General features: G+C 39.5%; 23 protein-coding genes, 1 pseudogene and 1 other annotated feature. All 24 genes and pseudogenes read right to left on the bottom strand.

Annotated elements, in window-relative coordinates; all coding sequences use genetic code 11:
• Positions 1–257: 257 nt before the first annotated feature.
• On the bottom strand, positions 258–890 hold the full coding sequence (pyrE, locus tag BALCAV_RS07910) for an orotate phosphoribosyltransferase (RefSeq protein ID WP_003320614.1): 633 nt from the start codon (positions 888–890) through the stop codon (positions 258–260).
• A 2-nt stretch (positions 891–892) separates the two neighbouring features.
• Complete coding sequence (gene pyrF / locus BALCAV_RS07915; RefSeq protein WP_003320613.1) at positions 893–1,600, bottom strand: orotidine-5'-phosphate decarboxylase; 708 nt, start codon at positions 1,598–1,600, stop codon at positions 893–895.
• A complete protein-coding gene (locus tag BALCAV_RS07920; RefSeq protein ID WP_003320611.1) occupies positions 1,585–2,514 on the bottom strand; it encodes a dihydroorotate dehydrogenase in 930 nt (309 codons plus the stop codon). The genes pyrF and BALCAV_RS07920 overlap by 16 nt, the downstream gene beginning before the upstream one ends.
• Complete coding sequence (locus BALCAV_RS07925) at positions 2,511–3,290, bottom strand: dihydroorotate dehydrogenase electron transfer subunit (RefSeq protein ID WP_003320610.1); 780 nt, start codon at positions 3,288–3,290, stop codon at positions 2,511–2,513. The genes BALCAV_RS07920 and BALCAV_RS07925 overlap by 4 nt, the downstream gene beginning before the upstream one ends.
• Positions 3,291–3,310: 20 nt before the next feature.
• Positions 3,311–6,502: a carbamoyl-phosphate synthase large subunit gene (gene carB / locus BALCAV_RS07930; protein ID WP_003320609.1), complete on the bottom strand. Its 3,192-nt coding sequence runs from the start codon at positions 6,500–6,502 to the stop codon at positions 3,311–3,313.
• A gap of 19 nt (positions 6,503–6,521) precedes the next feature.
• On the bottom strand, positions 6,522–7,613 hold the full coding sequence (gene carA / locus BALCAV_RS07935) for a glutamine-hydrolyzing carbamoyl-phosphate synthase small subunit (RefSeq protein ID WP_003320608.1): 1,092 nt from the start codon (positions 7,611–7,613) through the stop codon (positions 6,522–6,524).
• Complete coding sequence (locus BALCAV_RS07940) at positions 7,610–8,893, bottom strand: dihydroorotase (protein ID WP_003320607.1); 1,284 nt, start codon at positions 8,891–8,893, stop codon at positions 7,610–7,612. Before BALCAV_RS07940 ends, carA begins: the two co-directional genes overlap by 4 nt.
• Positions 8,894–8,962: 69 nt before the next feature.
• Positions 8,963–9,865, bottom strand: coding sequence for an aspartate carbamoyltransferase catalytic subunit (locus BALCAV_RS07945; protein WP_003320606.1), 903 nt, complete (start codon positions 9,863–9,865; stop codon positions 8,963–8,965).
• A 189-nt stretch (positions 9,866–10,054) separates the two neighbouring features.
• On the bottom strand, positions 10,055–11,383 hold the full coding sequence (locus BALCAV_RS07950) for a uracil-xanthine permease family protein (RefSeq protein ID WP_003320605.1): 1,329 nt from the start codon (positions 11,381–11,383) through the stop codon (positions 10,055–10,057).
• 152 nt (positions 11,384–11,535) lie between these two features.
• Complete coding sequence (pyrR, locus tag BALCAV_RS07955; protein ID WP_003320604.1) at positions 11,536–12,072, bottom strand: bifunctional pyr operon transcriptional regulator/uracil phosphoribosyltransferase PyrR; 537 nt, start codon at positions 12,070–12,072, stop codon at positions 11,536–11,538.
• A 202-nt stretch (positions 12,073–12,274) separates the two neighbouring features.
• A complete protein-coding gene (locus BALCAV_RS07960; RefSeq protein WP_003320603.1) occupies positions 12,275–13,189 on the bottom strand; it encodes an RluA family pseudouridine synthase in 915 nt (304 codons plus the stop codon).
• Positions 13,189–13,656 carry a signal peptidase II gene (gene lspA, locus BALCAV_RS07965; protein WP_003320602.1) on the bottom strand — a complete coding sequence of 156 codons (468 nt, stop codon included), beginning with the start codon at positions 13,654–13,656 and terminating at the stop codon, positions 13,189–13,191. The genes BALCAV_RS07960 and lspA overlap by 1 nt, the downstream gene beginning before the upstream one ends.
• A 74-nt stretch (positions 13,657–13,730) precedes the next feature.
• Positions 13,731–14,390, bottom strand: a complete 660-nt coding sequence (locus BALCAV_RS07970) for a TraR/DksA C4-type zinc finger protein (protein ID WP_003320601.1) — start codon at positions 14,388–14,390, stop codon at positions 13,731–13,733.
• A 147-nt stretch (positions 14,391–14,537) separates the two neighbouring features.
• Positions 14,538–17,312 (bottom strand): isoleucine--tRNA ligase, encoded by a 2,775-nt coding sequence (gene ileS, locus BALCAV_RS07975; protein WP_003320600.1) that lies wholly within the window; start codon positions 17,310–17,312, stop codon positions 14,538–14,540.
• Between the two features lie 62 nt (positions 17,313–17,374).
• Positions 17,375–17,601, bottom strand: a binding site (T-box leader).
• Positions 17,602–17,654: 53 nt separating this feature from the next.
• Positions 17,655–18,143 carry a DivIVA domain-containing protein gene (locus BALCAV_RS07980; protein WP_003320599.1) on the bottom strand — a complete coding sequence of 163 codons (489 nt, stop codon included), beginning with the start codon at positions 18,141–18,143 and terminating at the stop codon, positions 17,655–17,657.
• A 115-nt stretch (positions 18,144–18,258) separates the two neighbouring features.
• A complete protein-coding gene (locus BALCAV_RS07985) occupies positions 18,259–19,032 on the bottom strand; it encodes a YlmH family RNA-binding protein (RefSeq protein ID WP_040323791.1) in 774 nt (257 codons plus the stop codon).
• A 20-nt stretch (positions 19,033–19,052) separates the two neighbouring features.
• Entirely contained in the window at positions 19,053–19,277 is a 225-nt protein-coding gene (locus tag BALCAV_RS07990) for a YggT family protein (RefSeq protein ID WP_040323794.1), read from the bottom strand.
• A gap of 67 nt (positions 19,278–19,344) precedes the next feature.
• Positions 19,345–19,830 (bottom strand): cell division protein SepF, encoded by a 486-nt coding sequence (locus BALCAV_RS07995; RefSeq protein WP_003320596.1) that lies wholly within the window; start codon positions 19,828–19,830, stop codon positions 19,345–19,347.
• Between the two features lie 32 nt (positions 19,831–19,862).
• Positions 19,863–20,545: pseudogene (locus tag BALCAV_RS08000) on the bottom strand (YggS family pyridoxal phosphate-dependent enzyme).
• A gap of 9 nt (positions 20,546–20,554) precedes the next feature.
• The gene (gene pgeF / locus BALCAV_RS08005; protein ID WP_003320593.1) at positions 20,555–21,382 is read right to left on the bottom strand and encodes a peptidoglycan editing factor PgeF; all 828 of its coding nucleotides are present in this window, start codon (positions 21,380–21,382) and stop codon (positions 20,555–20,557) included.
• Positions 21,383–21,487: 105 nt separating this feature from the next.
• Entirely contained in the window at positions 21,488–21,781 is a 294-nt protein-coding gene (locus tag BALCAV_RS08010) for a YlmC/YmxH family sporulation protein (protein WP_003320592.1), read from the bottom strand.
• A gap of 151 nt (positions 21,782–21,932) precedes the next feature.
• Positions 21,933–22,808, bottom strand: coding sequence for an RNA polymerase sporulation sigma factor SigG (sigG, locus tag BALCAV_RS08015; RefSeq protein ID WP_407920852.1), 876 nt, complete (start codon positions 22,806–22,808; stop codon positions 21,933–21,935).
• A gap of 60 nt (positions 22,809–22,868) precedes the next feature.
• Positions 22,869–23,588, bottom strand: a complete 720-nt coding sequence (gene sigE, locus BALCAV_RS08020; RefSeq protein ID WP_003320590.1) for an RNA polymerase sporulation sigma factor SigE — start codon at positions 23,586–23,588, stop codon at positions 22,869–22,871.
• Between the two features lie 15 nt (positions 23,589–23,603).
• Positions 23,604–23,785, bottom strand: a 182-nt coding sequence (locus BALCAV_RS22740; RefSeq protein ID WP_235213089.1) for a hypothetical protein, incomplete at its 5' end; no start/stop codon positions are given.

The following is a 23,785-nucleotide window of genomic DNA, read 5'->3' on the forward strand; positions in this document are numbered from 1 at the left end:
ATCTCTTACTTTATGAAAACATATTCAGCTCCATTATACAAGTGAACAAGTTTAACCATTAAAGATTGATTGGCTAAGTTCGACAAGTCACAGGCACTTGTCGAACTTAGCTGCTCTGGGCTTCATTGCGGGGCTTTGATTCCCTTTGTAGTTCTTATTTGATGGCTTCGGGATTCATTGGCGCTCTTTGTTTCATTAATTCGACCAAAAAAGCTACACAAAAGATCCAATGACCTTTTGTGTAGCTTTTCATTTCATTAAATATGTACCCATGCTTCATCGCTTGGATCTTTTCGCCATTGTGTTAGTTTTTCCCATTCTTTATCGGAAATTGTTCCTTTTTCCTTTGCGACTTCTACGAGCGTTGAATAATTGGATAAAACCGCAACTTCTAATTCGGCTTCAGCTAAATTGGCTGTTGCTTTATCTAATTCATAAGTGAAAATCGCAACCACACCTAGAACTTCTGCTCCGCTTTCACGAATCGCTTTGGCCGATGTAATCGCACTTCCACCTGTTGAAATTAAATCTTCCACGATAACTACTTTTTGCCCCTTCTCAATCTTACCTTCAATTTGGCTTTGCTTGCCATGGCTTTTCGCTTTGCCACGAATATAGGCCATTGGTAAATCGAGTTCTTCACTTACCCATGCCGCATGAGGAATCCCTGCCGTTGCTGTTCCTGCCACAACTTCAACCTCACCATACTGTTCTTTAATTAATGCCGCTAAACCTTTGGCAATTTCTTTTCTGACAACTGGATAGGACATCGTTAAACGATTATCACAATAAATCGGTGATTTCAACCCCGAACTCCAAGTAAATGGTTCATTTGGACTTAAGCTTACCGCTTCAATATTTAATAAATGCTCGGCAATTTGTTTTTTCATGATTAGCCCTCCCAGTTTGCTTTCATTGTTTTATACGTTTCATAAGGATTTTCACTTGATGTTATGCTCCGCCCGACAACAATCGCATAGCTGCCAAGCTCTCTTGCTGCTTGTGGTGTGACGACACGCTTCTGGTCGCCAACTTCATCTGATTCTTGTCTAATCCCAGGTGTCACTGTTAAAAAATCATTCCCACAAACTTCACGAATGAGCGGTACTTCTTTCGCTGAACACACGACCCCATCTAATCCTGCTGCTTGAGCTTGTTTTGCATAAGAAATGACCACATCGTTTAAAGGTTTCTCGATTAAAAGCTCTTCTCTAAGCATTTCTTCATCCGTACTCGTCAATTGCGTAACGGCAATCAATTTTGGTCGCTTTTGTCCTGGTTTTGTTCCAGCTTCTAGTCCTTCTAAAGCGGCACGCATCATGGTCTGTCCACCTGCTGCATGGACATTAATCATATCAATACCAAGACCAGCTAACACCGTCATCGCACGTTTCACCGTGTTTGGAATGTCATGTAATTTAATATCGAGGAAAATGGAATGACCCGCTCCTTTTAATTCTGCAATCGCTCCAGGTCCCTCCCGATAAAACATTTCCATACCTACTTTAAGAAACAAAGGCTCTTGGCCAAATGATTCAAGTAGCTGCTTTCTTTTTTCCACACTATCAACATCTAAAGCAATCATTAACGGACGTTGCATAATTCCTTCCAGCTCCCTCCTACTAATTCACTTACATGGTCCACGCCCATTTCATCAAGCTTTTTCGGTAACTGTTCGATTAAGTTCGGACATGCATAGGGGTCAACAAAGTTTTGTGTTCCAATTGCCACCGCACTTGCACCAGCTAAGAAAAATTCGATGACATCATCAACGGTTGTAATCCCACCCATCCCGATAATCGGAATATCGACAGCTTGACTAACTTGATGAATCATTCGAATCGCGACTGGTTTAATTGCTGGACCTGATAAACCACCTGCTTGATTCGCTAAAATCGGCTTACGTGTTTTTAAATCAATACGCATCCCGAGCAATGTATTAATCATCGATAACCCGTCTGCCCCGGCTTGTTCAACAGCCTTAGCCATGGAAACGATATCGGCAACATTTGGTGAAAGCTTGACGTAAATCGGCACACTAGAAGCACGCTTCACTTCTCTCGTTAATTCAGCGGCTACTTCTGGAACTGTCCCAAAAGCGATTCCACCTTTTTTAACATTTGGACAGGAAATATTTAATTCAAGAGCTGTGACATTTTTATTTTTTGATACTCTTTCTGCTACTTGGATATAATCTTCCATCTCAGAGCCGGCAACATTCGCTAAAATCGGTACATCGAACTTTTCTAACCAAGGTAGTTCCTCGTTACAAACTTTATCTAAGCCTGGATTTTGCAACCCAATCGCATTTAAAAGTCCTGCCTTCGTTTCCGCTAGTCGTGGAGTTGGATTCCCGTATCGTGGTTCAACCGTCGTCGCTTTGACTGCAATCGCTCCAAGTTCACTTAAATCATAAAAATTCGCATATTCTTTCCCAAATCCGAAGCAACCAGACGCTGGCATAATTGGATTTTTCATCTTTAACCCAGGTAACTCAATCGCTAAACGACTCATAACACAACCTCCCCTACTTTAAAGACAGGACCATCTGTACATACTTTTTTATAACTAGCACCTTCAGGGTCATTCGTTAAATGGCAAACACAAGCAAGACATGCTCCTATCCCACAGCCCATTCGTTCTTCAAGCGATAAAAAGGCACGCTTATCAGCAAACCTTTCCGTTAACTCCTTTAACATCGCATTTGGTCCACATGAATAAAGAGTATCAAAGGTAAGGTTCTGCTCATGAATCGCATCTGTTACAAACCCTTTTATCCCGTGGCTACCATCAACCGTTGTCACATAGGTCGGCCCAAGCTCATTAAATTCTTTTTCATAAAAAACAGCTTCTTTTGATTGGAAGCCAAGGACGTGGATAACTTCCACGCCTCTTGCTTTCAGTTGTTTAGAGAGATAATAGAGGGGAGGTACACCGATCCCGCCACCGACAAGTAAGGCTACTTCTCCAGGTTTGGTTTCCTCCACCGGAAACCCTTGACCGAGTGGTCCTAATACGTCAATTTGTGAGTGAACCTGTTTTTCAGATAAACGTTTTGTGCCGTTACCTTCAACTCGGTAAAGCATCGTTAACGTTTGTTCCTCCGTGTTCACATCACAAATACTAAGTGGACGTCGTAATAATAAGTCCTCATATTGATCAATTTTGATATGAACAAATTGACCTGGATTGGTCATCGCAGTTACCAACGGTCCTTGGCATGTGATTTCATAGATTTGTTCGGCAATTTGCTGTTGGCTGACGATGCTTAAATGTCCTTGTTTCTTCAAGATCTTATCCCCCTCATTGATTAAGCGTTCATTTGTGGCATACTTTCAGATGAAAATGTAATCGATTCGATAACGGATAACAGAGCCGCAGCCGTGTCAATCGACGTTAAACATACAACCCCATTTTCGACCGATTCACGACGAATACGGAACCCATCTCTTGCTGGCTGTTTTCCACGCGTTAACGTGTTAATCACAAATTGTGCTTGACCTTGTCTAATCACATCTAGTAAGTGTGGTTTCTCATCCCCGATTTTATTGACAACCGTTACTGGAATGTTTAATTGACTAATTTCTTTCGCTGTTCCTTCTGTTGCTAAAATATCATAACCAATTCGATGGAATCGTTCCACTAAACTCATCGCTTCTTCTTTGTCTTTATCTGCAACTGTAAATAGGACAGCTCCATGTTTTGGAATCTTCATACCGGATGCAATTAACCCTTTATACAAAGCCTTTTCAAGCGTACGGTCACGTCCCATTACTTCTCCAGTTGATTTCATTTCTGGTCCGAGCGTAATATCGACTCTTCTTAATTTGGCAAAAGAGAAGACTGGGACTTTAACAGATACTTCTTTTGCTTCTGGGTGATAGCCTGTCTCATAGCCAAGCTGTGGTAATGTTTTTCCGAGCATGACTTTTGTCGCTAAATTCGCCATCGGTACACCTGTAATCTTGCTTAAGAAAGGCACCGTGCGACTTGAACGAGGGTTCACTTCTAACACATAAACCTCATCCTTATGCCAGACAAATTGAATGTTTAGTAAGCCGACAATATTTAAACCTCTCGCAATTTTAATCGTACGGTCAATTAAACGTTGCTTCAGTTCTTCTGGTACGGTTTGTGGTGGATAAACTGCAATCGAATCACCTGAGTGAACTCCCGCACGCTCGATATGTTCCATAATTCCTGGAATATAGACGTTCTCCCCATCAGAAATTGCATCAACCTCTAGTTCTTTCCCTGTTAAATAACGGTCGACTAATACTGGATGCTTAGGATTTACTTTTACCGCACGAGCCATATAGTTTAAAAGCTCTTCTTCTTTATAAACGATTTCCATCGCACGACCACCAAGTACATAAGATGGACGGACAAGAACCGGATAACCAATATCTGTAGCAATTTTGACAGCTTGTTCCACCGATGTTGCTGTTTTTCCTAAAGGTTGTGGAATGTCTAATTCCATTAAACTTTGTTCAAATTTGTCACGATCCTCAGCACGGTCCATATCTTCTAATTTTGTCCCGATGATTTTAACGCCACGTTCTTCTAAGCCGTCTGCTAAATTAATCGCTGTTTGGCCACCAAATTGAACGATGACGCCTTCTGGTTGCTCGTGTTCAATGACATGCATGACATCTTCAATCGTTAACGGTTCAAAATATAACTTATCAGACGTACTAAAGTCTGTAGATACTGTCTCTGGGTTGTTGTTCATTATAATCGCTTCATAGCCTGCTTCTTTAATCGCCCAAACCGAATGAACCGTTGCATAATCAAATTCAATCCCTTGACCGATTCGAATTGGTCCTGAACCTAAGACGAGAATGCTCTTTTTATCGGTACGAACCGACTCCATTTCCTCTTCATAAGTCCCGTAAAAATAAGGTGTAGCTGATTCAAATTCAGCAGCACATGTATCAACCATTTTATAAACCGGAATGATGCCATTTGCTTTTCTTAACTCATAAACTTCAAGTTCAGTCGTTTGCCATAGTCCAGCAATCGTTTCATCTGAAAGTCCACGTTCTTTTACTTCTTTTAAAAGCTCAATATTTTGACCCTCTTCTTTTAATTGCGTTTCGTAGCTGACAATCTTCTCAATTTTGCGTAAGAAATAACGGTCAATTTTTGTTTGCTCATGTAATTCTTCTAATGATGAACCTCTTCTATACAGCTCTGCTAGGGCGAATAAACGTTGGTCATCCGGTGTCGCAATTCGTTTTAATAATTCTTCTGTCGTTAATTCATCAAGCTCGACATCATGAATATGATGATAGCCAGCTTCTAATGAACGAACGGCTTTGAGAAGCGATTCTTCAATGTTACGACCAATTGCCATAACCTCTCCTGTTGCTTTCATTTGCGTACCTAATTTACGGTTGGCCGCGTTAAATTTATCAAATGGCCAGCGTGGGATTTTGGCTACGACATAATCAAGAGCTGGTTCAAAGCTTGCATAAGTAGTTCCTGTCACAGGGTTTTTAATTTCATCTAAACTATAACCACAAGCAATTTTCGCCGCCATTTTCGCTATCGGATAACCTGTTGCTTTTGAAGCAAGGGCTGACGAGCGACTGACACGTGGATTGACTTCGATAATATAATATTGATCACTATGTGCATCTAAGGCAAATTGGACGTTACAACCACCTTCAATTCCTAACGCTCGAATGATTCGCAAACTCGAATTTCTTAACATTTGATAATCACGGTCTGTTAACGTTTGACTTGGTGCAAAGACAATCGAGTCACCCGTATGTACGCCAACCGGGTCGAAGTTTTCCATATTACAAACGACAATTGCTTGGTCTTTTCCATCACGCATCACTTCATATTCCACTTCTTTAAATCCGGCAATGCTTTTTTCAATTAAACATTGAGTCACTGGGCTGTACTTTAAACCACTAGTCACAATTTCGTTTAGCTCTTCATCATTATGACAAATTCCTCCACCTGTTCCTCCGAGCGTATAGGCTGGGCGAACGATAACAGGATAACCAATTTCAGCAACAAATACTTTTGCTTCTTCAAGTGTATGAACAATCTCACTTTCTGGAACAGGCTCTTGTAACTCTTGCATTAAAGCTCTAAATTTTTCACGGTCTTCCGCTTGTTTAATTGCATCCAAATCTGTACCAAGCAATTCGATATTATATGTGTTTAAAATGCCTGACTCATCTAACTCCATCGCCATATTTAAACCGGTTTGACCACCAAGTGTTGCGACAATTCCATCCGGACGTTCTTTGCGAATAATACGGCTGACAAACTCTAGTGTAATTGGCTCAATGTACACACGGTCGGCCATCGTCGTATCAGTCATAATCGTCGCTGGGTTCGAGTTAATTAAAATCACTTCATACCCTTCTTCTTTTAACGCTTGACATGCTTGCGTTCCGGCATAATCAAATTCTGCTGCTTGCCCAATCACGATTGGTCCTGATCCAATCACTAAAATTTTATTAATATCTGTTCGCTTCGCCATATTCTCCTACTCCTCTTCCTTACACATGTTGTGGTTGTTTTTTATTTTCGTTAATCAGCTTCATAAAAGAATCAAATAAATGATTGGCATCATCTGGACCTGGAGATGCTTCTGGATGGTACTGGACACTGAACGCTGGATACACTTTGTGTTGCACGCCTTCTACCGTTCCATCATTAACCGCAACATGTGTTAATTCAAGCTCTGTTGCCTCTAAAGATTCAGCGTCTACCGTATAGCCATGATTTTGAGCAGTAATATCAATTTTTCCTGTCGCTAACTCTCGGACCGGATGATTAGAACCACGATGACCGAAACGTAAGCGGCTCGTCGTTGCCCCACATGCTAATGCTAACAGCTGATGTCCTAAGCAAATTCCAAAGATAGGTACTTTTCCTAAGATTCCTTTAATCATCTCAATTGCTTCTGGAACGTCCTCTGGATTTCCTGGTCCGTTACTTAATAGCACACCATCCGCTCCGAGACGGATAATTTCTTCTGCCGTTGTCTTGTAAGGAACAACTATGACATCACATTGACGTTCGATTAATCCGTGTAAAATCCCATGCTTCATACCAAAATCGACGAGCACTACTCGTTTTCCTTTTCCTGGTACATGATAAGGATCTTTAGTTGACACAAGCTCAACTTGATTTTTCATCCATTCACTTGCCTTTAACATCTCAACAACAGCTGCAACATCAACATCACTCGCACAAATTCGCCCTTTTAACGTCCCGTGCTCACGAATCAGACGTGTTAATTTTCTCGTATCAATTCCAGCAAGTCCTGGAATTCCTTTTGCTTCTAAAAGAGTGTGTAACGATTCTTCACTACGCCAGTGGCTTGGCTCAAGCTCGATTTCTTTTACAATCAATCCGTGAATCGCTGGAGTAATCGATTCGAAATCATCGCGATTGATGCCATAGTTTCCGATTAACGGATAAGTTAACGTCACAATCTGTCCACAATAAGAAGGATCCGATAAAATCTCTTGGTAACCAGTCATTCCGGTATTAAAAACCACTTCACCACTCATTTGAACATCTGCCCCGAATCCGTACCCTTTAAAAACTTCTCCGTTTTCTAACACTAATATTTTTTCACTCATCGCACGACACTCCCTTGTTGTTTCTCCCAAACTTTCTTTCCGCTAACAAATGTCATCACCGGCCACCCTTGGCAAGACCAGCCTTGGAACGGTGTATTTTTTCCTTTTGAAACAAATGTCTCTTTATCGATTTTTTCTTCAAGTTCAAGGTCAATAACCGCAATATCAGCGACCGCACCCTCTTGTAGCGTCCCCCTGTCTAATTTAAATGTGCTTGCAGGTAGGACGGTTAACCAATCGACCAATTGTTTTAAGCTCATTTTTCCTGTTTGAACAAAGTTTGTATACATTAATGGAAACGCGGTTTCTAAACCAACGATACCAAATGGGGCACGCTCCATCGATTGGGCTTTTTCTTCTTCTGTATGTGGAGCATGGTCAGTCGCGATAAAATCAATCGTTCCATCCATTAACCCTTCGATTAACGCTTCTTGATCCGCTTTTCCTCTTAATGGAGGATTCATCTTATAGTTTGTATCTAAGCCCGGAATATCTTCTTCATTTAATAAAAGATGATGTGGTGTTACTTCCGCTGTTACGTTAATTCCCGCTCGTTTGGCATCTCGAACGATTCGAACCGATTCCTTTGTACTAATATGGCAAACATGATAATGAGCACCTGCTGCTTCGGCTAGAAGGACATCTCTAGCAATATGGACTGATTCACACACAGATGGAATTCCGTTAAGGCCATGCTCCTTTGAAAATTTTCCTTCATGGACAGCTCCTGCATGGATAAGCGTATTTTCTTCACAGTGAGCGACAACTGCCATGTCCAGTTCAGCAGCTTTTGTCATTGCTTGAAGCATCATGTCTGCTGATTGCACACCGACTCCATCATCAGTAAAAGCAAACGCTCCGGCTTCTTTTAAGGCGTCAAAATCGGTTAATTCTTTTCCTAATTGTCTTGTTGTAATCGCCGCATATGGGAGAACATTAACATGACCGGTTTCTTCAATTCTTCCTGTTAACCATTCCATTTGTTCTTTTGTATCTGGTACTGGGCGTGTATTTGGCATTGCACAAATCGTTGTAAAACCACCTTTTGCGGCTGCTAGTGTTCCTGTTTCAATCGTTTCTTTTTGCTCGCCACCAGGCTCGCGTAAATGAACATGGACATCAACAAGTCCAGGCGTAATTAACTTTCCCGTTACATCGATTTTTTCATCGTAAACATCGAGCGTTTCAAAACTAATTTTTCCATCGATGATTGAAACGTCGATTTGTTTTTCCTGACCGTCCTTCGTTAATACGATTCCACCCGTTAATTGAATTTTCATGATAAAATCCTCCCTCATTTTATGTAATCTGTAAGGGCTGCTCCTTACAGCTTTTACTTGCTGTATACCTTAGCCTTCAAAGACTTTCTTTAATACGGCCATTCTTGCGGCGACTCCGTTTTGCATTTGTTTAAAGATCCTTGAGCGTTCACATTCGACTAGCTCACTGGCGATTTCAACATCACGATTGACCGGTGCAGGGTGGAGAATAATGCTCCTATCCTTCATTTTTCTTTCTCGCTCAATCGTTAAGCCGTATTGTTGGTGATATTGTTCTTTTGTTAGTGCCATTCCATCATCGTGACGTTCATGCTGAATGCGTAGCATCATCATCACATCTGCTTTTTTTACCGCTTCATCCATCGTTACGTAAGGATACGTTTTAGCAAAACCACACATCCACTCTTTTGGCCCACTTACCGAAACATTTGCCCCAAGTTTTGTTAATATCTCTGCATTGGAACGTGCCACCCGACTATGCCTTAAATCGCCACAAATGACGATTTCGACATTTTGAAAACTTTTGAATTCTTGTCTTATCGTTAATAAATCTAAAAGTGATTGAGTCGGGTGATGGCCACAACCATCGCCGGCATTAATAATGGGTATGTTTAATGCTTCTAATTGCTCGTAAAAGGCATCTTCTGGATGACGAATCACGAGTGCATCGGCCCCAATCGCTTCTAATGTTTTTGCTGTATCATAGAGGGTTTCACCTTTTTGTACACTAGAGGTTTCAGCTGAGAAATTCAGAACTTCAAGACCTAATTTCTTTTCGGCTACTTCAAAGCTAAACTTTGTTCTTGTACTTGCTTCATAAAAGAGGTTCGCCACAAACATTTGGCGTTTCGGACTCCATGTTGCTCCATCGGCAAAGTTTTGAGCCTCCTCTAATAATTCAAAGACCTCCGTAAGTGATAGGTTCGATAACATATGCAATCCTTTGTTTTGGTTCGATAGAAGATTGATCATGTGTATCCCTCCGTCCATTTAATTTTGTCGACTCTTCTTTTCTTAATATCCGATTTTTTGCAAAGAAAAATGCCCTAAATGTCACATTTAGGGCATGAGGAAAAGAGGCACGGTTATCAATCGTTACGCATGCTCCATTTCCTTAAAGCCCCTTTTAAGTCTCTCTGTACTCGTTTAAAGGATGCTTGTTTATTTTTCTTCTTTTAACTCTTCATTTGAAAACAACTGACTGTTTTCGCCAAAGGCAGCTTCTTTACCCGGTAAGATTAAGTGTAAAACGACCCCAATGATTGTCGCAAAAGCCATTCCAGCAATTTGGAAGTCCTCTGAGAATTGTAGGAATGCTCCGCCAATTCCTGTTACTAAAATCGTTGAAGCAATAATTAAGTTACGTTTCACTCCAAAGTCTACTTTATTTTCCACTAACATTCTCATCCCTGATGAAGCGATGATACCGAATAAGAGGATTGAGATACCACCCATAACTGCTGCTGGGATAGAGGAAATGATGGCTGAAATTTTACCAACGAAGGAGAATAATATCGCAAACACAGCCGCTCCTCCGACTACGAACACACTAAACACTCTTGTCATCGCCAAAACTCCGATGTTTTCTCCGTACGTTGTATTTGGTGGTCCTCCTACAAGTGCTGCGACAATCGACGCAACCCCATCCCCTAAAATCGAGCGATGTAAGCCTGGCTTTTCGATAAAGTTCTTACCTGTTACTTTACTTAATACCATTTGGTCTCCGATATGCTCGGCTAACGTCACCGCAGCTACTGGTACCATGACGAACAAAATCGCCCATGAGAAATTCGGTGTATAAGTGATAAAAGGTAGCATCGCATCTGGTGCTTGTAACCATGCTGCTGACTTTACCTCTGTAAAATCAACCAACCCTTGAATCGAAGCAAAAAGATAACCACTGACCACTCCGAAAAGAATCGGAATTAGTCCAAAGAACCCTTTAAAAAACATGTTCGACACAATCGTTACCGCTAATGTAAATAAAGCCACGGTGAAGTGCTGTAAACTATAAACAGAAGAATTTGGGTCCTCTCCTGGAATCATCATCGCCATATCAATCGCTGTTGTTGACAAGCCTAAACCGATAACCATAATGATTGGACCAACGACCGCTGGAGGTAAAATATTCATTAACCATTTAACACCACTACGTTTAACCCCTAACGCAACAATGCCGTAGACGATACCAGCAAAGAATGTTCCGACCATCACACCTTCAGGTCCGCCTAATGCTGTGGCGGTAATGATTGGACTAATAAAAGCAAACGATGAACCGAGGTAAGCTGGAATTTGTCCTCTCGTAATAATTAAATAAGCGAGAGTTCCTAATCCACTTGATAATAATGCGACAGATGGACTTAATCCGACAATCGCCGGTACTAAAATGGTTGCGCCAAACATGGCAAATAAGTGCTGTAAGCTTAAAATCACCCATTTATCTAAACGCGGGACATCACGTACCCCTAAAACTTCTTTTTGCTGACTCATACTGTTCTTCCTCCTAATCACTCTTACGCAAAACCCTCTTAACCAGTGTGGCTAAGAGGGTTCAGGAGATAACCCCGTCACACAAATAGTCATGACGGTTATCTACTTTGCTCTTGCCAGCCTCTCTGGACTGTTTTAAAGAGTTTTTCTATTTATTTTTTATCAATTTTAACTTGGTCTCTTGCGTCAACTTCTTTTAATTCTGCTACAATAATTTCACTTTTAGAAGTCGGCACATTTTTCCCCACATAATCTGGTCGAATTGGAAGTTCTCGATGACCTCTATCGACTAAAACCGCAAGTTGAATTTGTTCTGGTCTCCCTAAATCAATTAAAGCATCAAGTGCTGCTCGAACCGTTCTTCCTGTATAAAGAACATCATCAACAAGAATCACTTTACGGTTTTCAATTTCAATCGGGATATTCGTACCTTGAATGACCGGTTCTTCTGTATCCGTCTTTACCGTTAGGTCATCGCGATATAATGTAATGTCAATCTCTCCGACCGGAAGCGGTAGCCCTTCAATCTGTTCAATTCTCTCTGCCAATCTTTGAGCCAAATAAATGCCTCTTGTTTTAATGCCTACTAATACACAATTATCGATTCCTTTATTTCGTTCAATGATTTCATGAGCAATTCGAGTCGTCGCTCGCGTAATGGCTTGTTCATCTAAAATAACTTGAGACATTGTTGCCACCTCCTCATTCGTAATCCCCTAAAGCAAACAAAAACCCTCTTGTCATGAAGAGACAAGAGGGCAGAATAAATCTGTACACATACGGATCGATACAAAATCCGATGACATTTTCGCTGTCCTTCTTAGCCTCACGGGACTATAGTTAAAGGGTTTATTCAGTTCTTAATAACTATCGCACAAAAACATTCAAGTGTCAACCAATTATTCGTAAATGTTCGAGCAATTTCTCCATCTCCGTTGGGAGAGGAGCTTCAAACTCAACCCATTCTTTTGTTTTTGGGTGTTCAAAACCTAAAACAGCTGCATGTAAAGCTTGACCATCGATATCAAGTGTCTTTTTCGGACCGTATTTCGGATCACCAGCTAACGGATAACCGATATATTTCATATGAACCCGAATTTGATGAGTACGCCCCGTCTCAAGCTCACATTGAACATACGTATAATTTGTAAAACGATCCAACACTGTAAAATGGGTTACAGCTTCTCTGGAATTCTCATTCGTTACAGTCATACTTTGACGTTCCTTTTTGTCACGGCCAATCGGGGCATCAATCGTTCCTGTTTGATGTGAAATAACACCGTGCACGATCGCTTGATACACTCTTTTAGTTGTTTTCGCCTTTAATTGACTAACTAATGATTCATGAGCTTGATCGTTTTTAGCGACCATTAATAGTCCAGATGTATCCTTATCAATTCGATGAACAATGCCCGGTCGAATGACACCATTAATCCCTGATAAATCCTTACAATGATACATTAAAGCATTTACAAGCGTCCCTGAATAATGCCCTGGTGCTGGATGTACGACCATTCCACGCGGTTTATTGACAACGATCACATCTTCATCTTCAAAGACAATATCTAAAGGTATGTTCTCTGCCTCTACTTCTAATACTTCTGGTTCCGGAACAGATACTTCCACCTGATCAAGATCAGAAACCTTATAATTGCTTTTGACAACATTCCCGTTCACTTTGACTCTTTTATCTTTAATCCATTGTTGAACCTGTGTACGTGACCAATCTTCTTGTTGACTCGTAATAAACTTATCAATTCGGTCTCCCGCAAGTTCACTTGTTACTTCAAATTTAAATACTTCCATTACTTTATCTCCTTCTTTGCCTTACGTTCATCTTGAAACATCTTAATAAATAAAAGGGCTACCCCAATACAAAGGGCTGAATCTGCGACATTAAAAATCGCAAAATTGTATCCAAATGGGTATGTATCAATAAAATCAACAACTTCTCCACGGAAAAGACGATCAATAAAATTCCCAATCGCTCCCCCTAAAATTAAAGCTAGTGAGGTACCGTAAAGTTTGCTATATCTTCCTTCTTTTTGCATGAAATAAACAATCGCAATCACAACACCAATCGTCACGATATAAAAGAACCACATTTGTCCTTCTAATATCCCAAAGGCCGCACCAGTATTCCGGTGTGAGGTAAAATATAGAAAGCCGTCGATAAGCGGGATTTTTTGACTGATTTCCATTTGGGTTGCTACAATCCATTTTGTTATTTGATCCAATATAATGATGAGGGCAGCAATAATATAATAAATCACATATATCCTCCGTTCTCTTCTTCATGCCATTCTTTAGCATTATAGCATAAAAAGAGGGGGAAGACCCCTCTAAACTAATTCTCATATTCATCAAAGTAATGGTCCATATGGACGTTTCGCTGAAATTGCACATTTTCTGCCCCACGATAACCATCGATGCCTGTTGATAAGAAGCCTTCTATTTCTTCTACATATCCAACTGACTCATCATCATCATCTAAAGAAGCATCTTCATAGGTCATCGAATTATCATTAAATCTTGCGACCGCTTGATAAGCATCTTCTGCATCAAATTCAGTTTCTTTAGAATTATGATCAAAATTATATCGTTCATATCGGCCATGTGCTTCCTCTTCAATCGGACGATAATTTTGAACATGAGATTCTGTTGCTGACACAACTATTTTTGCGGTCGGGTTTGCTTGTAATCGCTCAAATGGAATTTCCTGACCCGTTTTTTCACAAATTCCATACGTACCATTTTTTATTCGTTCAAGCGCATCAAGAACTTGGTGATACCGCTCGGCCGCATGCTCCTCAAGGGCAAAATCTTTCTCACGCTCATATAATTCAGTCGCTGTATCTGCGGGATGGTTATCATATTGTGAAAGCTCCCCTGTTGATGCAGACTCACTGTTATGCAATTCACTTTCCTTAAAATGCTTTAATTGCTGCTCAAATTCCTCTTTTTGTTGTAATAATTGTTGATGCAACTGTTTAAAATTTGAATTCAATATGAACACCTCCCCATAAGCATCTTTTTCAGATGCCTTTTTAGCTTTCCTCATATTCGTTTGAATAGCCAACGCAACATTTTACAATTCACCACAAAAAAACCGTCCCAAAAAGTACACTCCCCTTTGAGACGGTTCATTTAAAACTTATTCAACATCTACATAATGATTTTTAACCGTTTTTGCACATGATGTACATAACCCTGGATGATCAGCCTCTTCGCCAACAGTTGTGGAGACCGTCCAACAACGTTCACAAGTTTCACCTTCTGCCGCTGTTACAAAAACAGCTAAATCTTCAAATGGTACTGCTTTTTCTGAAGCTTCAGCAACACCATTAACCAGTTCTACTTTAGAAACGATAAATAGCTTTTCAAGCCCAGAAATACCATTTAGTAACTCATACTTCTCGCCACTAGCATAAATCGTTAGGGCAGCAGCTAAAGATTTACCAATTGTTTTTTCATTACGAGCTTGCTCTAGTGCTTTTAAGACATCACTACGAATGTCCATAAATTGATTCCATGTTGCTTTTAATTGCTCAACCTCTCCAAATGTGCGAGCTTCTGGCATATCGGTTAATTGTACGCTCTCCACATCGACATTCGGAATGTTTTCCCACACTTCATCTGCTGTATGCGGAAGAATCGGTGAAATTAATTTCGATAACTTCACAACCGTTTCATACATGACCGTTTGAATCGCACGACGGGCTGGATGATCACTATGCTCGATGTAAAGTGTATCTTTAGCTAAATCCATATAGAATGAACTTAATTCAATCGTACAGAAGTTGTGTAAAATATGATAAACACCAGAGAAATTATACTCCTCATAAGCGGTTTTCACTTTTTCAACCACTTCATTTAACTTTACAAGCATAAATAAGTTAACTCCATCAAGTTGTTCGTCTGCTACTTGATCCGTTGTCGGATTAAAGTCATGTAAATTCCCTAATAAGAAACGGAACGTGTTACGAATTTTACGGTACGATTCTGATACTTGCTTTAAAATTTCATCCGAGACACGTACATCAGCTTGATAATCAACAGAAGCTACCCACAAACGTAAAATATCGGCCCCTAACTGCTTCATGACATCATTAGGAATCACTGTGTTTCCGATTGATTTACTCATTTTACGACCTTGCCCATCTAAAGCGAATCCGTGACTTAAAATCGCTTTATATGGAGTTTTACCTGTCACCGCAACTCCTGTTGATAAAGAAGAATTAAACCAACCACGATATTGGTCAGAACCTTCTAAATACAAATCAGCAGGACGTTGTAATTCTTCCCTTTCCTCAAGAACAGCTTGATGAGAAGAGCCTGAGTCAAACCAAACATCCATAATATCCATCTCACGAGTAAACGTTCCGTTCGGACTATGCTCAGATGTAAATCCTTCTGGCAATAGTTGTTCCGTTTCCCACTCAAACCAAATATTTGAACCATGTTCTCTAAATAAAGCCGACACATGATCTATCGTTTCATCGGTAATGATTGGTTCCCCATTTTCGCCATAAAAGACTGGAATTGGCACCCCCCATGCTCGTTGACGAGAAATACACCAATCACCGCGATCACGAACCATATTGAATAAACGTGTTTCACCCCATTTTGGAATCCATTCCACTTCCTCAATCGCTTTTAATAATTCACTTCGGAAGTTTTCAATCGAAGCAAACCATTGTGCGGTCGCTCGGTAAATGACTGGTTTTTTCGTCCGCCAGTCATGGGCGTATGAGTGAGTAATAAACGAAAGCTTTAATAAGGCTCCAACTTCCTCTAATTTTTCACCGATAGGTTTATTCGCTGCATCATAGAATAACCCTTCAAAACCAGGAGCTTCATCTGTTAAATATCCTTTATCATCGACTGGACATAAAACATCTAATCCATATTTTTGACCAACAAGATAGTCATCCTCCCCGTGACCAGGTGCGGTATGAACACAGCCAGTACCAGCATCTAACGTAACATGCTCACCTAAAATCACAACAGATGTGCGCTCATAAATTGGATGTTGGGTTAAGACAAATTCTAACTCTGAGCCTTTGACTGTTTTTAATACTTCATGAGTTGCCCAGTCTAGTTCTTTTACTAATGTTTCAAGTAAACCCGAAGCTACTACATATTTATTATTTTCCACCAACACTACACTGTACTCTAAGTCAGGGTGAACACTAATCGCTAAGTTTGCCGGAATCGTCCAAGGTGTTGTTGTCCAAATAATAAATTTCTCATCACCTTCAAGGGCCTTTTTGCCATCAACGACATCAAAGGCCACATAAATCGATGGCGAGCGTTTATCATGATATTCAATCTCTGCTTCCGCTAAGGCAGACTCAGAAGATGGGGACCAGTAAACAGGCTTTTTCCCTTTATAAATATAGCCTTTTTTCGCCATATCTCCGAATACTTTAATTTGTTGTGCTTCATAAGCTTTATCTAATGTAATGTATGGGTTCCACCAATCACCGCGAACACCTAAACGTAGAAATTGCTCACGCTGACGATCAACTTGTTTTAGTGCATATTCTTCACAAAGTTTACGGAAAGCAGCAACACTCATCTCTTTGCGTTTTACTTTTCCGCTTTTTGTTAAAGCTGTTTCAATTGGCAAACCATGCGTATCCCACCCCGGAACATAAGGGGCATGGAAACCAGACATTGATTTATAACGGACAATCATATCTTTCAAAATCTTATTTAACGCGTGCCCCATATGAATATCACCGTTTGCATATGGAGGACCATCATGCAAAATAAATAGAGGCTTACCCTTTGTACGCTCCTGTACTTTTTGATAAATATCTTCTGAGCTCCACTTCTCTTGACGTTTAGGCTCATTTTGTGGCAAATTTCCTCGCATTGGAAAATTTGTTTTTGGCATTAATAATGTTTTTTTATACTCAACCATGCCATATCCTCCTTTAAATTAACTTTCTTTTTTGGCAAACAAAAAAGTCCTCTAATCCCTAAAATAGGGACGAGAAGACTACCCGTGGTACCACCCTAATGAAAATAAAAAGAACTTATTTCCACTTGAACATTCGTAACGTGAATGAAACGCTACCTCTTACTATGTATCATTCAGAGATAAAACTAAAAGGTGATTTTCCACATAGTAACAATAATCGAGCTTGCACCGTCCTCGAATCGCTGTATATCATCGGTCTATGTTTACTTTCCTTCATTATCGTTTTTAAAGATGAAATTAGTGATATTATATGACAGCTTCACACAATTGGCAAGCCGCCCCTTATTGATTCGATGGCTCTTCTTCCTCTTGAACCGTAAATTGGTCCCAATCATCTGTTTGTAACATTTCTAATTGAGCTTCTATGAGCATTTTAAAACGCATTTTATACACAGATGCTTGTTTTTTAATTTCTTCCATTTCAATCATGACTTTACGGGACTTATTAAGTGCATCATTAATAATACGATCGGCATTTTTTTCAGCCTCTTTGACGATAAGCTGAGCTTCTTTTTGTGCATTTCTTCTTACTTCCTCTGCCGACTCTTGAGCAACTAAAATTGATTTATTCAGGGTTTCTTCAATGTTTTTAAAGTGCTCTAACTTTTCATCTAATTCATTAACACGTGCAAATAAGTCCTTTTTTTCTGTAATAATCGCTTCATAATCTTTTATAATCTGATCAAGAAATTCATTTACCTCATCTTCATCATAACCACGAAAAGCTCGTGTAAATTCCTTATTATGAATGTCTAATGGCGTTAAAGGCAAAATCGACACCTCCGTCTATCAAGTAGAAATAATTAGTCTCAACATATATCATTCGACAACTTCTCACAAAACCCTTTTTAAAAATAACAATCAGCGAAACAAACGAAAAGAGACATTAACCCTTTAATCGATATTGAATTTTCCATTTATCTTTTTTTGTTTTGCCGTCTAGTGATACAAGTTGGCTTCTTCCAAAACCTCTGACTGAAAAATGGTCCGTTGCTTTTACTTGAAAGGAGCCATTCTCAACTACCTTCCAATTCACTTTTACATAACCTTTTGCTAAATATGGTTCAATTTTCGAGCGTGATACTCGGTAAATTTCAGCTAAAACCGCATCCAATCGTAAAGAAGAGATGGTGCCAGAACGTTCATTCCAACTGTCAACGAGTTCTAACTGAGCTGAAAAAGGCAATCGCTTCAATTGAACCGTTGCTTTTCCGATTGAGGTTAAATTGACCTCAACATAGGATGCTACTTCTTTTGCCAATATAACTTGAATGTCCGTTCCATTAATAATAATATCTCCAAATTTCTCGCGCTTCAATCCGATTGACATAAGAGCCCCTAAAATATCACGGTGTGTAAGCGTCACAAACTTACTCGGATATTCAATGGAATAAAGGAAGCAGGCAAATGTTTCTTCATCTGCCACTATGTATGAAGGAGCTAAATGGGCTCTCTGACGCTCGATATCACCACGTCCACCAAAAAAAGAGAGCTGGACATCCTCATCAATACCGACAACCGTTTTTAAAATTTCTTGCTCACGTGGATCTAAAAAGTCTGTTAAACGCTCTTTATAATAATCCTTAACCTCTTCTTTCCATGTCAAAGCTTGGTCAACAAGGGAGCGTTCATCTTCTCTAAAATGCTGATAAATTGAAATGACCGTTCACTCCATTCTCCTTAACCACCGAAGAGGACTTGCACACCTGTAGCCGCAAGACGTAAAACAATAATCGCGACGATTGGTGAAATATCGATCATACCAAGTGGAGGTATAATCCGTCTAAATGGCTCTAAATAGGGCTCCACCAGACTTCCTATAAGTTGTCCAAAGGATGATTCGCGGGCATTAGGGAACCAAGACATAAAAATATACACGATGACTAAAAAAGAATACATCACCATTAATTGTGCGATTAGTGCACCTATTGTTTGTAACACAACTTTCACCACCTTTATTTAAACACAACACTTAATTACGAAAATGCTCCTGTACCATATCTGTAATCGTTCCAGAAACGTCAACATTATCTGGGGTACATAAGAAGATATTTCCGCCTAGCTTTTGAATGTCTCCACCAATAGCATACACTGTTCCGCTTAAAAAATCGACTATCCTCTTTGCTTGTTCATGTGAAATTCTTTGCAAATTAATAATAACCGCTTTTCGTGCTTTTAAATGATCAGCAATTTCTTGTGCTTCATCATATGTTCTTGGCTCAAACAATATAACTTTTGAGCTATTTTTGACACTTTGTAAACTGACGACATTTTGTCCTTGCTGCTGTTTTGGACCGGATTGAAAATGAGTTGATTGCGTAGATTGAGAGTGGCCCTTAGACCTTCTCGCTTTCGGCTCTTCCTCATATCTTTGTTCAGGTTCATCAACAAATTCTTCAAATTCCTGTACATCATCTTCCAGTTCAAAAAAACGTTTAAATTTTGTTTTCATCCCCATCTCCTAAACCTCCGATATCGAGAAACTCGTTTTTAAAATTCTTTACCGACCAATGCGGTTCCTAATCGGATAAATGTTGCCCCTTCTTCAATTGCCACCCGATAATCATTGGACATTCCCATTGATAATTCAAGACATGGAGCATGTGTTAATTGCTTAGCCGCAACTACTTCCTGCAGTTCACGCAATCCACGAAAAATTGGTCTTGTTAATTCTGGATCATCATAAAAAGGAGCCATTGTCATTAAACCAACCACTTCAATTGCTGGAAATTCTCCTAACTGTTCAATAAAAGGAAGAACTTCCTCTTTTGATAAACCAGATTTGGATTCCTCATTTGAAATATTTACTTGAACAAAACAACGAATGATTTGTCCAGGTTTGGCCCGCTTGTCCAACTCCTCAGCTAAAGAAAGTCTGTCAAGTGAATGGAAATAATCAAATTTATCAATGACCTTTTTTACTTTTTTGATTGCAAAGAACCAATAAAATGCCATGTACCTTGATTACCAAGAGCTTCCCACTTTTCGAGTCCACCTTCAGCACGGTTTTCACCGATATGCCCGACCCCTGCTTCTAATGCTTTTTGAGTCGTTTCTTCACTAACATACTTCGTGACAGCGATCACGTTAATCCTTTTCGGATCCCTTGACACGGAATGACAAATGTCTTCTATTTCAGCTAATAATGCCTCATATTTTTCTTTCACGGTCATTTGATTCCCTCACTTACTCTTTCTACCGATAAAACTCATCAACCGTCCTGTTTTTCCTTTGTCACGACGATGTGAGAAAAAAAGAGCCTCATCGTTTAATGTACAATAGGATGATACTAAAATTTGCTCTTTTTTTAATCCTTTATCGATTAAATTCAAATAATTTAACAAACGTAAATCTAGCTGATAATGTTCTTTATCGGTTTGAATCGTTACTTCTTCCATTCTTTTTTTTCCAAATTGCTCCGTTATTTTTTCAATAACAGAGGAATCCACTTCATAAGCGGCTTGGCTAATACATGGCCCAATCGCGACACGAATATCAGCTAAAGGTACTTCTTCATCCCCTACCCAATGTTGGATCATCTTTTCTCCTATACCCAAAACCGTGCCCTTCCAACCAGCATGAGCCAAGCCTACTAATTGATTTTTTTCTGACCAGAAATAAAGCGGCACACAGTCAGCATAGAGGCTCGTTAAAAGGACATCAGCATCTGCTGTATATAATCCATCAGTATCTTTAAGGGCCGAGTCAAATGATAATGCCCCTTTTGAGCAATCTTCTTTTGTAACCTTCTCAATTTTTGCCTCATGCACCTGCTTAGAGCCAATCCAAAACTCAGTTGGAAAATCAAGTTTTTCGGCAACGATTTCACGATTGTTTATAACGTTTTCTTCTTTATCTGGAACATGAAACCCCATATTTAAGGAGTGGAAATGCTCTGGACTCACACCACCATTTTTTGTCGTAAATCCTGCGATTAAATGGAAATCTGATTGAGTGTGTGGCTCGATCAGAAGTAGCTGTTCGTTTTTTTGAATAAATGGTTCGGTCAAATCATTTCCTCTCCTTCTCGTTCCAATCTCAAGAGTCTTGTAAATTATTATTTGTTTCTAGTTTATCATAAGTCACAGCTATCAATAAACGACTTTCTTCCCTATTTACCGCCTTTTTACTTGTGAATTACGAAATGAAGTATCCGAAAATGCCTTAATTGATTCAGGTACTTCCACAATGATAACATCTGACCCAATTTTAATAATATTATCCCAAGGTATAATGACTTCTGCATCCGCCTTTCCTAATAGCCCCATCACCTTATTTGTCCCATTTATAACCATTGCTTCAATTTTTCCCGTTGATAAATTAATATCCAAATCCGTCAAATGTCCAAGTCGTCTCCCATTTTCCATATTGACGATGTCCTTAGATTGTAAATCTGATATTTTCATCATATTCTACACATCCTTTTTAATGTCATGCTCATGTATATGCAGGATGTACCCAAAATATATATAAGGTAAACAGGAGCTTTGTTTTTTTAGTGAATCTCTTTGTTAACCACTAATTTTCCGCGTCAAAAAAAGAGACCGCAATCGGGTCCCTTTAACTTTGAGCATGTTTATTCATTTGTTGGATAGCGGCTTTTTCAAGGCGGGAAACTTGTGCTTGTGAAATGCCAATTTCTTCGGCAACTTCCATTTGAGTTTTGCCTTGATAAAAACGCATATTTAAAATCATTTTTTCACGATCATTCAAGCGAACCATGGCTTCTTTTAATGCAATTTCTTCCACCCAATTGATATCTTTGTTTCGATCGTCACTTATTTGATCCATCACAAAAATTGGATCGCCCCCATCATTATATATCGGTTCAAATAACGAAACTGGGTCTTGAATAGCATCTAATGCAAAAACGACATCTTCTTTCGGTACTTCAAGAATTTTTGCTATTTCTTGTACGGTTGGTTCTTTTTCTCGTTTCTTCTCAGCCATTAATTGATCGCGAACTTGAAGAGCTTTATACGCGATATCACGTAATGAGCGTGATACTCGTATCGGATTATTATCTCGCAAATATCGACGAATCTCACCGATAATCATTGGTACAGCATAAGTTGAGAATTTAACATTTTGACCTAAATCAAAATTGTCAATTGATTTCATTAAGCCAATACAACCGACTTGAAAAAGGTCGTCAACAAATTCACCACGATTATTAAAACGTTGAATGACACTTAAGACTAACCTTAAATTACCATTCACTAGCTTTTCACGTGCGCTTAACTCTCCACTTTGTAGCTGGACAAATAATTCTCGCATTTCTGTGTTTTTTAATACTGGTAACTTAGATGTATCTACACCGCATATTTCAACTTTATTTCGTGTCAATTCTTTCCCTCCTGACCCGGGAGATGATGTCAAAATAAGTATCTCCTCCGCAGGAAAAAATATGCACAGCCCATTTCCATTTTTAATCAAAAATAGAAACAAACTGTGCTATGACAATAAATAAAAAAGGAATTATTTTTTCATGAACGATTAAACCATTTTATTAAATTCTTTTTGTAATCTTTTAATAATTCTTTTTTCTAAGCGTGAAATATAGGACTGTGAAATTCCAAGCATGTCAGCAACATCTTTTTGTGTCTTCTCTTCATCACCTGCTAACCCAAATCGAAGTTCCATAATTTGTTTTTCGCGTTCATTTAACGTGTGCAAGGCTTTTACTAGTAGCTTGCGATCCACTTTATCTTCAATACCTTTTGTGATAATGTCATCCTCGGTCCCTAACACATCTGATAATAAAAGCTCGTTGCCGTCCCAATCAATATTAAGTGGTTCATCAAAGGAGACTTCTGAACGCGTTTTATTATTTCTTCTTAAATACATTAAAATCTCATTTTCAATACAACGTGAAGCATAAGTGGCTAATTTAATTTTTTTCTCAGGGTTAAATGTATTAACCGCCTTAATTAATCCTATCGTGCCGATGCTGATGAGATCCTCGATATTAATGCCGGTATTTTCAAATTTTCTCGCAATGTAAACGACAAGTCGCAAATTTCGTTCAATCAAAACAGAGCGAACTGCCTTATCACCACTAGGAAGCTTTTTTAAGAGGTGTGCCTCTTCCTCCTTTGATAACGGTGGCGGCAAAGCCTCACTGCCTCCTATGTAATATATTTCATCCGACTTCATTCCAAGGCGGTGCATAATCCGATACCATAAGAGCGTAAATTTTAATTTTATCTTTTTCATCGTTTTCCTCCTTATTTATAAAGCGAAGTCCGTTTGCTCAGAAGCGAGAAATTTAAGGATCAACGCTAAGTTCGCGCCATCCTGCCGCAACGCCTTGTACCCACGTCCTGTGGGCAAGAACAGCTGATGAAGACGCTTTTTGTCTTCACTCAGATGGGCGATTTTTCTCGAGCTTCTAACGGACGGAGCTAGATTGA

It is taken from the genome of Alkalihalobacillus alcalophilus ATCC 27647 = CGMCC 1.3604, from assembly GCF_000292245.2.
In the GTDB taxonomy this organism is placed as follows: Bacteria; Bacillota; Bacilli; order Bacillales; family Bacillaceae_D; genus Alkalihalobacillus; species Alkalihalobacillus alcalophilus.